An 11,668-nucleotide genomic window follows, 5' to 3' on the forward strand; every position below is an offset into this window, starting at 1 on the left:
GAAAAGCCCGCTAATCATTAAGGACGGGCAGGATGCCCATCCCACAAAATTGGGTAATTTATTTTTTGGTGTTCCCTAGATTCTAAGCAAAGACAAACTGTTTAGAATCTGTCAAACTCAAACTACTGGCTTGAATACCAGTCAGAGTCGCTAAAGTTTGATTATTAAAGATAATCGCGGTTAAAGATAATCGCGGTATCTGCACCAACTTGATTTAACTGGAGTGTGGATGTCGTAATACCCAAGCTAACAGCACCTTGAATACCAATAACATCAGTACCCAGTTGGAAGTCAAGCACGGTATTAGCCGAAGAGGGTAATTCAGCATTGACAATCCAGAATTGGTCAGCGCCAGCACCACCGGAAATTAAGTTACCACCACCAAGACTAACTCTGAAGATATCTTTACCATCACCACCCAAAGCCCGGTCATTGCTACCCAAGTAGAAGGTATCATCACCCACACCACCGGATATGCGGTTGCCACCTTGACCATCTCTAGCATCAAAGATGTCATTACCATCACTACCGAAAGCGCGATCGCCTTTATTGACAAAGATAGTATCATCACCGCTACCCAGATCAACGATATTGTTACCTGAGTTGGGAAAAGCAGATACAGTGGACAGGTCTACCTCGTCTTTACCTGCACCTGTAAATACAATATTGTTTTGACCATCAAATTGACTACCAGGAATGGCAATCAATTTATCATCTCCTGGAGTTCCTACAGTTGTAGATTGGTTATCAATGATTTTTTCAACTGTAATTACAAAGATATCACTAACAGTTGCCCCGGCTTTATCTGTAGCGATCGCCTTAACATTCAAACTACCAACATTATCATTACTGGGAGTACCGCTAAAGGTGCCAATTGTGGGATTAAAGGTTAACCAACTTGGTAAAGCATTGCCATTTTCTAATGTTGCGGAATAAGTCAGAAAATCACCAGCATCAATATCGCTGAAAGTGTTGGTGGGAATTTGGAAGTTAAAGAGGTTATCTTGTTTAACGGTTTGATCTGCAATTGTATTTGCTAATGTCGGTGCATCGTTGACATTTTCAACTGTAATAGTAAAGATATCACTAACAGTTGCCCCGGCTTTATCTGTAGCGATCGCTTTAATATTCAAACTACCCACATTATCATTATTGGGAGTACCGGAGAAGGCGCGAGTGGTGGGATTAAAGGTTAACCAACTTGGTAAAGCATTACCATTTTCTAATGTTGCGGAATAAGTAAGAACATCACCAGCGTCAATATCAGTAAAAGTGTTTTCTGGGATAGTGAAACTAAAGGCTGTATCTTCAGTTGCCGTTTGAGGGGCGATAAGGTTAGTAACCGTAGGCGGATGATTAACTATGATTTGTTGGTTGCCAAAATCAATTCCTGTACGGACTGCACCTGCTGTCAAATTGACGGTATGAACAAGGTTAATGGTATTGTCGAAGATGGTAGTTGCGCCATTGTTATTGTTATTACCAGGATCAACAGGATTGGGGTTAGAAGTTGAACTACTGAGATTGAGAATACCTTCTGCGAGTTTCAATAAATCTACACGGGGATAATTTGCTCCTGTGTTGATCACGTTGTCATTCTCGTTATCACCGTCGTTGATAATGACACTGTTTGTACTTAGGAGATTACGAAACTCATTAACTGTGAGTTTCCGACCAAGTTTTTCTTCTGCTATCTGCTGTGCGAGAGTTGCCACGCCTGTAACATAAGCCGTTGCTTGGCTAGTTCCTCCCATCGAGGTAGTACCACCATTGGCATTAGCGCCTGTAATTAAGATACCAGGAGCAAATACATCTAACAAGTTGCGATCGCGTTGGGAGAAACTAGCGATTTGGTCAGCAGTTGTGGTGTAATCAATTGCACCACCAACAAAGTTTTTCTGAGTGCCAGAATTATCCGCCCAAACCGCACCAACGGCGATGACATTGGGATCTATGGCTGGGTAAGCTAATCCGGGGTTACTGCCATACTGATAAAAGCTGTTACCTGCGGCGGCACTGATAATGATATTTTGGGAGGCGATCGCTGCTAATTCATCACCAATGCCATACCGAGAGGTGGCTGTTGTCCAATTTTGACTATCACCAATGGAAAGGTTGACAGATGCAATATTATATGCTGTGCTATTAGCTGCCACCCATTGCAGGGCTTTTTCTAAATCTGAGAAACTGCCAGCACCGTTATCTTTAAAGACTTTTAAGGCGATGATATTGGCATCAGGGGCAACGCTGGTAAAGATACTGGCAATGTGAGAACCGTGATTATTTTTATCACTAGCATCTGTATCATTATCGGCAAAGTCGTATTCATAGACGATTTTATCAGCAATGCCGTTGTTATCAGCATCAGCCCCAAAGATGGGATGATTTAAGTCTATACCCGTATCAATGATGACTGTAGTTAAACTGTTGCCTTTGATGTTAGCGTATCGGCTATCTGCCCAGAAATTATCCAGGTTAATTAAAGAAGTTGCTTGACTATCCACCAAACTGGAAATTGTGGTACTCGGACTTTCTAAAGGAGGAGTTACTGTAGTATTGGCAGGGGTTTCATCATCAACAATAGTCACAGTAGCACTGCTTTGATTGCCAATGGTTGCGCCACCTGTGGGGTTAGTCAGTTTAATTGTAAAATATTCGTCTCCCTCAACTTTCTCATCATTACGGATTTTGATAGCATTAGGATTACCTAACAGGGCATTCTGCACATAAACAAGTTTGCTGGTTTCATTTTCAGCAAAAGTGACAGTAATGGGAAGATTGTTGAAATCATTATTGACGGAACTAGCCGCACATCCACATCCTTTGGCAGTACCATCAATGAAGCTAAGTGTAGCACTAACTGTATTACTGGCGTTTCCTGTGCGAGTTACCCAAATTTCTGTGACTGCTGTGCCGTCTTCCTTGACTATATAATTAGCCGCATTGAAGTTGAGTTGAACCTCGCTGATTGAGTCGAGAGGGGAAATAATATCTAAAGTTGGGGTATAAAGGGGAATTTCCGCGTTGGTGGTAGTGATATTAACGCCGGGGAAGGTTTGCTTCCATCCTGGTTGTTGAACTTCAGCGACGGTGTAAACTCCTGGACGCAGATTAGTGAATTGATAATTACCGTTTGTGTCGGTAATAGTTGAGATTTCGCTGTTGTCTAATTGTCCGTTGGTGTTGGTATCGAGGTAAATTGTCCAACCTTGTAAACCAGTTTCCCCAGCATCTTTTACCCCATTACCATCAAGATCATGCCATTTCATCCCCCGAATTTCAGCATCATTATCGGTAATGCTGACAGCAATATTAGGAAGTGTGGCATTGTTGTAATTAGCATCTGTACTGCTAACACTATGGCTAATTGTACTGGTGTGGTTGCCTTCGGCGATAGTGTCGTTAACGGCTGTAACGGTAACAGTTTGGGGAGTATTCCAGTTAGCAGATGTGAAAGTGACGGTAGTTTTATCAATGGTAATTTGATTACCACCGTTTAGGGTAACAGTCACATCAGCAGTCGGTTGAGTTTTGAGAACAAGGGTATAACTATCAGTATTACCCCCTTCGGTAACGGCGGTGCTACCACCACTTTGAATTAAAGTAATACCAGGGGTTGGTGGTGCAGCAATGGTAAATGTTGCGGTTTTGGCTGCATCACCACTATTACCTGCATTATCTTGGATGGTAGTAGTATCAACTTTTAGGCTGTAAACACCAGGAGTGTTAGTTAAACTATCTAACCCGTTAATGCGATAGGTTGTATCGGAGATATAGGTAACAGTGACGGTATTAGGTAAGGTAAGGTTAACACCGTCACGGCTGAGGCTAATATCACTTTGATCAAAGGTATTGAGGTTAATTTGTTCGGAGAATTGGACATCAATAGTATTGACGGGGTTAAGGGTTGAGGTGGGAACGTTCAGGAATTGACTGATTACTGGTGGGGCGACATCTGCAAATAGGCTTAAAGTGGTATTTGTGGTATTTCCTGCTGCATCTTGTACCCTGATTTCTAATTCTCTTGCACCAGGGGAGGGAAGTTGTACACTACTACTAAATTGAGTCCCTGTAACGGTGGCTTGTGTTAAAAGTTGATTGGTAATTTTATCGTAGACAAAGACTTTTAAGCCAGTTTCGCCTAATTCTCCACTAATAGTTGGGGTGGTGGTGTTAATAAGGGTTTGTCCCGATGTAGTGAGAATTTGTAGAGACGTTGTATTTTGTAGAGACGTTGTATACAACATCTCTACATTATTAATATTATTGGGGGATATTCCCGCAACAACAATATTACTGGGTACTGCGGGTGCGGTGGTATCCATCACCCAGGTTTCTGACTGTGTACCTGTTCCCGCGTTACCAGATAAATCTTGAATACCGCTACCATTGACGGTGAGGGTGTAATTTCCATCTGTTGTGGTTAATCCTGATAAACCATTAATACGGTATGTTGTGTCATTAACCGCAGAGATAGTGACAGTATTGTTAATTAAATTTGTGCCACCATTACGGGTGAGGGTGATATCTTGCCAATTAAAGGTACTGAAGTCAATTTTTTCTGAGAAGGTGACATTGAGATTAGAAACAGGTTGATTACGCAGATCAATTAAGAGATCAATAATATCGGTAAAAATGGGAGGAGTATTATCAGAGTTTCCTGTTGCTGCTTTGATCCAAGTTTCCGTTAGTGAACCTGTGCCTAATTTGCCTGTCGTATCTTCTATACCACTGGCGTTAACGGCTAGGGTATATTGTCCGTCAGTGGTGGTGAGGCTGTTTAATCCTGTAATTTGATAACGGGTGGGAGATAGAGACTGAATAGTTACGGTGGAGTTAATTAAATTTGTTCCCTCATTGACGGTTAAACTTAAATCGTTGTAATCAAAGCTATTGGTTTTAATTGCTTCCGAAAAGTCAACGGAAATAGCATTAATAGCAGTGGCGCGAGGATCTGGACTAACATCAATAATATCGGTGACGGTGGGACCACCAGGGGTATAGGTAACGGTGTAGGTGGTGTTGCCAGCGCTGGTATTATCAAGGAAATGCAGAATATTTTCGTATTTTGGTCTTCCTGTACCGGGGAAAGTTCTGTCAGTTGTCCAAATATTCTTTAAGTTGATTTCTGTACCATCTGCACGCTGAATTTTAACGATATCGAATTGACTGTTACTGGGTTCTGCTAACTCAAAATAAGTCCAGCCGGTTTCCACAGTGGCGGAAATTTGCACGGTTAGATCATTTAAGGTTGCAGGTGCGTCAATGGTGGTATTTTTAACGGCTTTTACTGGTGCTGTGCCGCCACTGCTAAAGTAAATAATATCGGGGGTAAATTTGGCATCAAAGGTGTCGTTAACCAGAAAATCGGGTAAGTTATCGGGGTTAGGATGGTTAACTTGAACTTGGTGAATAAGTTCGTGAATTGTGACTTCTTTAATTAGGGAAAGTTCAGGTTTACCCAAACTATTAACGTGTTCAAAGGTAGCTTTATAATCAACAAATTTACCTTGTAAACTTGATTTGAGTAACCAGTCAGCAACGCCTGTTTTTCCGGCTGCAATATTACCGAAATCAACTGTTAATGAAGGACTAGCACCTGTACCGTTGACTTCTGAACCGATGATTTGGAAGTCAACCAACAAGCCTTTTTCATTATCAATAATTTTTGGTTGACTAGAGATGATTTTCAAGTTTTTGGCATCACCTTTACCTTCGTTTCTGACTAATACTGCGAGGGAATAGGGAACGGAGGTTTCAACAATATCATCGGTGAAGGGATCATCAGCGAAAACATCCCGTTGATGGAAATAGTCTAGGTGTAATTCTGCTTGGGGATAGACGGTGATAGGTGCAGAAAGCAGGGGAACGGTGACGGTTGCGCCGTTTTCTACATAGGATAGAGTGCCACCAATGCTGTATTGAGTAGGAATTTCTGGTGCAGCGAGATTAGTGGGAATAAATGTCCATTTGGCACTACCTATTCCTTCATTTACACTGGTTGCCGGGTCGTCTCCTGTTAAGATTCCTGTGCCATCAACGGCGGTAATATTACTGAGGATGGGTGAGGTGATGCCAAAGAGGTCATTAACTACTTTGCCTTGTGCGTCTTTAACTTGGAGAGTGACGGAAAGCTTTTCGAGGTTTGTGATGTTACCGTTTTCGATTTCCAATGAACCCAGGAAAGCGGCACGGGTCATTATCGCTTCTTGATCAATTTGGATACGAACCTTAGCACAAACTCCACCGCTACCATCTAATGCTTCTTGCAGTTCTTGGGTTTTTTGGGTAATAGCGTCAATTATATCGCTGTATCCTTCAGCCTCTGTTTCGCTGATAGCTTCATCTAAAGCATCTTGAAGAGGTCCGATTTGGTTTAAGGCAATAAAATCTTGGCTTTCCCCAACAGGGATATTATAAGTATTAAAGAGTTTGGACTCCCAATAGTCAATAGTGCGATTCCATCGGTCAATCAATTTATTAACATCGCTTCCTGTAATTGGGGTAGGCAATGGTAAATTTAATAGCTCATCTCTTTCTATATCAGAAATTTTGACGGGATCTGTTTCACCAAATTGGGTGTCGGCGAGAAAAGTCCCAAACCATTCGCTAAATTCAGGCGTAGTCGCGGAATCCATCCAAACTTTATCACCAAAAAATGCTTGCCAAACTTGATATACTTTTGATAAACGTTCTAGAGATAGTTGTAAAGTTCCTAACCCTTGATTAATAAAGGAAAGAGTATTAGTGATTGAAAACTCACTTTGAACGGAAGGAGTAGCAAAAGCCTCACTAAAATTTCTATATGTTGTCAATACATCGTCAATAATCTTTAGACCTTTTGCAACTTTTGCAGCTTTTTCAGTAAATTCAGTTTTATTTTTATTAGATTCAACAAACTCTTGTAGACCTTCTTTTATCAAGTCTTTAGGTTCTCCATTGGCAGCATCCGCTGCGGCTTTCCACCAAGATAATCCCGTAGACGCAGCTTTTATAATAGGAGCATAGCTGCCTAGAGTTATTGCAAGATCAATTACAGCTTGTTTAATTTTTTCTGTGCGCGGATCGCAGTTAGAAGATTGAACATTAACCGTGACGGGTGTAACATAGGTACGAACACCACTAGCACCACCGACACCACCGACACCACTACCACTACCACCCAAATAACCACTACCACTAGCACCACCGACGACACCACCGACACCACTACCACTAGCACCACCACCGCCGATGAAACAGTTACCTTCAACATTCAATATCGGCAGGGGAATCGCTCTTTTAATTTGTACACCACTGCAATCGTAAGAATAATCTATACCAGCAGAAATACTACAAGGAACTGAAGGAGTTGATTGGGTAGAAAGTTCACCACCAAAACTACTTAAAGTGTCAAAGTCAGCAATACGAGTAATCTTTACTGGAACTATAATTGAACTCTTTGCTGCTAGAGAATCAATATTATTAATTAACGACTCAATTTTATAAAAAGGATGTTCTCCAAAATAGAGATTAATATAATTAGCAGCTATCAAACCATGATTAGTCGCTGTAACATCAATCTGCATGACCTGACCCACAACCTGTAGCTGTTCTAAGTCAATGAATGTGGGTTCAATAACGACTGTGGGAATTGGTACATTTGTTTCAAAAACGCTTTCTATACTAATTGTATATCTGTCTTCTATTTCTGTTGGTGTTACTGTCCATGTATATTTAACAGTTTGTCTCGACAAAAATGCTTCAATATCCTCTGTTTCTCCTGCACTAATATAAATATTTTGTTCGTAAGTATCATGACTATCGGCACTAATCCGAAGTGTATAATATCCTTCTGCTAAATTGGTTTTTGATAAAATCCCATCTGCATCTTGTTCAGAGAAAACAACATTTTTCGTAAAGGGATCTAATAAAGTAACTGTGGCATTTTTTAACTTTGGTGAACCTTCAGCAAAGAAGGATAATTCATCAACTACATTAATATTTAGATTCCCTTTGGCTTCAGAAACAGCCCGGAAATTAAAAGGTAATTTTAACGATGTCTCCGCACCGGCAATAACTAAATCGCCATTATAAACTGTCAAATCCTGAGTTACGGACGGTTGCAATAACAGAGAAACTTTTGTTGACTCTCCTGGATTAAGTGAAGGTATTGATACAGGAGATGCTAACTTTAACCAAGAAGCTTCAGGAAGTGAAATATCTAAATTTCCCGAAGCAATTCCGCCTTGGTTAGTTACGGTAAATTCAACTAATTTTTGACCTCCCCGCAACATACTTGCTTCTAAGTTGCTAATATCTGCCACTAAGCGAGGTAGAATTTGCTCTACATTCACCGTTACTGGTAAGGTAGTGGTAACTCCTTCAGTTGTGCTTAAACCTAGAGAGAAATTGTTATATTGCCATTTGTCATTGGGAACATTAATACTGTAGTTAACGGTGATTTCTTCATTACCTGCTAAACTCGTTTTTTCTGAGGTAATATTAACTATCCAATCACTTAGCGCACCGTTTATAGTAGCAGTTAATCCCGATAATCCTACATCACTCAAGTTTTGTAACTTAACTACACCGTTAACAGTTGTTCCTTCTGTAATCTTCTGGGATACTTGCGTTAAGAGTTGATCATTTTCTTCAAACCTCATTCCTAGCAATTTAAACTGGTCTTCTGCTGCACTATCTTCACTGGAATTACCAGGAAAATAAGCGTTAATGTTGTAAGTTCCTGCTTCTCCCGGTAATGGGGTAAACTGTTGGGTAAAATTACCATTAGCATCGGTAAAAGCATCAAATTCTCGGATATTACCCTTATTTTCTACGCTGACTTTGACAAATTCATAAGGAACGGGGGAATTATCACTATTACTTAATGCTGTTCCTCGGAATGTGATAGGACTTCCCACCAAACCCGTTTCTGTGTCAGTGTAAACAGTTCCACGATAGGCAGGTGTAATTGTTATCGGAGTGATAGTAGTATTATTATTTTCACCAATGCTGACCCCTTCATTAACTGTATTTCCTGAATCTGTAACACCAATTAAATAATATTGTCCAGGAGTACGAGGTGCAAAATAGGTAACAGTCCGATTATAGGAAGTTCCGGCTAATAAATTAGCAGGATTGTCTGTAGTTCCTACGCCAAATTCTCCTAATAAGGTATCATTAGCATCTAGTTTATTATCAGTTGATAAATAAACCCGGTCTTTCCAACTTCCTGCCGCGCTAATAATGCCATTATTGGTAATAGTATAGGTAAACTGGGATTGTTTACCTGTATAGGTAGTTTGAATTCCTTGTAACTGAGTCACCATTAAATCAGGAACATTGATATCAGTTACTTCTAAGCTATCACTACCACTATTTAACCCGGTTGCGGAAGAGGTAATAGTCACCTTTTGACTACCATCATTAATTCCGTCACTAACTCCTGTAATGGTGAAAGTAGCAGAATTTTGTCCTACAGGAATGGTGACAGTATTGGGAACAGTTGCTTCCGTGGTATCGCTAGAACTGAGGTTAACAATTAACTCGCTATTGATATCAGTATTACGAGTAATAGTGGCTGTAGCTGTCCCAGTTTCGGCAATAATATCTTTGTCTATAACAAGGTTTAAACTAGAACTTTCGTTATCAACGACATTCAAATTAGCAGTGGCTTGACCTGCATTTGTGACTACACTCGTACCTGTATAGGTAGGTTTAGCAGTAATCATAACCGCTTGTGTACTATCGAGAATGGTATCATCAACCCCTTGAATTTCAAAGGTAGCAGATGCTTGATTTGCTGCAATAATAACGGTAGCCGGAACGGTTGCTTCTGTGGTGTCACTGCTAGAAAGTTGCACCAATAAGGGCGTATCTGTGACTATATTACGGGTGATAGTGGCAGTGGCTTTGCCACCATTTTCGTTAATATTATTGGTATCAAGGGTTAAGGTTAAATTAACTCCATCATTATCAATGATTGCTAGGCTATCTGAACCACTAATAAACCCAGCAGCAGAGGCAATAATTGTGTGATTTTTGGGCAGTTCAATTAAGGTATCATCAACAGCAGTAATATTAAATGTGGCAGAATTTGCACCTGCGGGAATCGTGACTGTAATAGGTACAGTAAGTTGGGTATTATCGCTATTAACTAAGGTGACTGTCAGGGGTTCTGTTGTGTCAGTATTGCGGGTAACTGTTCCCTGAACGGTATTGCCTTCGGTAGCTTGTTCCGCTGTAATATTAACAGTTAAAGTCGGTTTAAAATCATTGTCAATGATATTGACAACTGCGCTGTTTTGTGTTCCGATTGTTACGCCATTGGTGGGATTAGAAAGACTTAAATTGATAGTTTCATTGCTTTCTAAAATACTATCATCAATGATGGGAATAGTAACGGTTTTAGTGGTTTCTCCATTAGCAAAAGTCACTGTAATTGGTGAATTATTATAGTCACTCCCTGCTGTAGCTGTACTATTAGTTAAGCTAATAGTCGCACTAACTTCTCCATCACTACCATTAGTGCGAGTTAAAGTAACTGCGGTGACAGGTGTACCATCTTCATTAACTGAATAGTTAGCATTGCTAAACTGAATAACTCCTGGTACAGCATCATTATCAATGATATTTAAAACTGCTGTTTGTTGCGTTCCTAATGTTGCGCCACCTGTGGGGTTAGATAAAGCTAAATTGACGGTTTCTGTAGGTTCGTAAACATTGTCATCAATAATAGGAATGGTGACGTTTTTATTAGTTTCCCCATTAGCAAAAGTCACCGTAATTGGTGAATTATTATAATCACTACCTGCTGTAGCTGTGCCATCAGTAGGAGTTAAAGTAACGCTAACTTCACCATCACTTCCCCCTATACGAGTCAAATCAACACTGAATGTTCCATTTTCGTTAACAGTATAAGTGCTACTATTTAAGCTAATTGTCCCCCGTTTGGGTAAATCATCGTTAATAATGGTTAATGTGGCTGTTGTTTGCGTTCCTAAAGTTGCACCACCTTGGGGGTTAGTCAGGGTTAAGTTAATGGTTTCATCAGGTTCAAATTGGGTGTCGTTAACAATAGGAATAGTAACCGTTTTACTGGTTTCTCCATTAGCAAAATTAACTGTAATTGGTGAATTGCTATAGTCACTTCCGGCTGTAGCTGTACTATTAGTTAAGCTAATAGTCGCACTAACTTCTCCATCACTACCATTAGTGCGAGTTAAAGTAACTGCGGTGACAGGTGTACCATCTTCATTAACTGAATAGTTAGCATTGCTAAATTGAATAACTCCTGGTACAGCATCATTATCAATGATATTCAGAGTTGCTGTTTGTTGTGTTCCTAATGTTGCGCCACCTGTGGGGTTACTCAGGGTCAGATTGACGGTTTCAATAACTTCAAGTTGTGTGTCATCAACGATGGGAACAACGACTGTTTTTGAAATCTGCCCATTATCAAAGAAAACCACAATGGGAGTACCGTTGTAGTCTGAAGGCTGTGTTGCTGTACCATTGCTGGGTGTGACAGTAACCGTAACAATGCCATCACTACCATTGATACGGGTTAAGGTAATGGCTTGAACGGCTGTACCCTCTTCGTTCACGCTATAGCTACTGCTACTAAATGCGATCGCGCCAGGGCTGAATTGTCCTGTTCCCGTAATCACTTTAAGCTCATATAGGG

The 11,668-nt window shown here is 40.5% G+C and carries 1 protein-coding gene; it reads right to left on the reverse strand.

Annotation, left to right across the window (positions count from 1 at the left end; translation table 11 throughout):
* Positions 1-164 precede the first annotated feature (164 nt).
* Positions 165-11,651 carry a Calx-beta domain-containing protein gene (locus CA730_RS25185; RefSeq protein WP_330221266.1) on the reverse strand — a complete coding sequence of 3,829 codons (11,487 nt, stop codon included), beginning with the start codon at positions 11,649-11,651 and terminating at the stop codon, positions 165-167.
* Positions 11,652-11,668 lie beyond the last annotated feature (17 nt).

The sequence above is a fragment of the Dolichospermum compactum NIES-806 genome (genome assembly GCF_002368115.1).
Taxonomy (GTDB): domain Bacteria; phylum Cyanobacteriota; class Cyanobacteriia; order Cyanobacteriales; family Nostocaceae; genus Dolichospermum; species Dolichospermum compactum.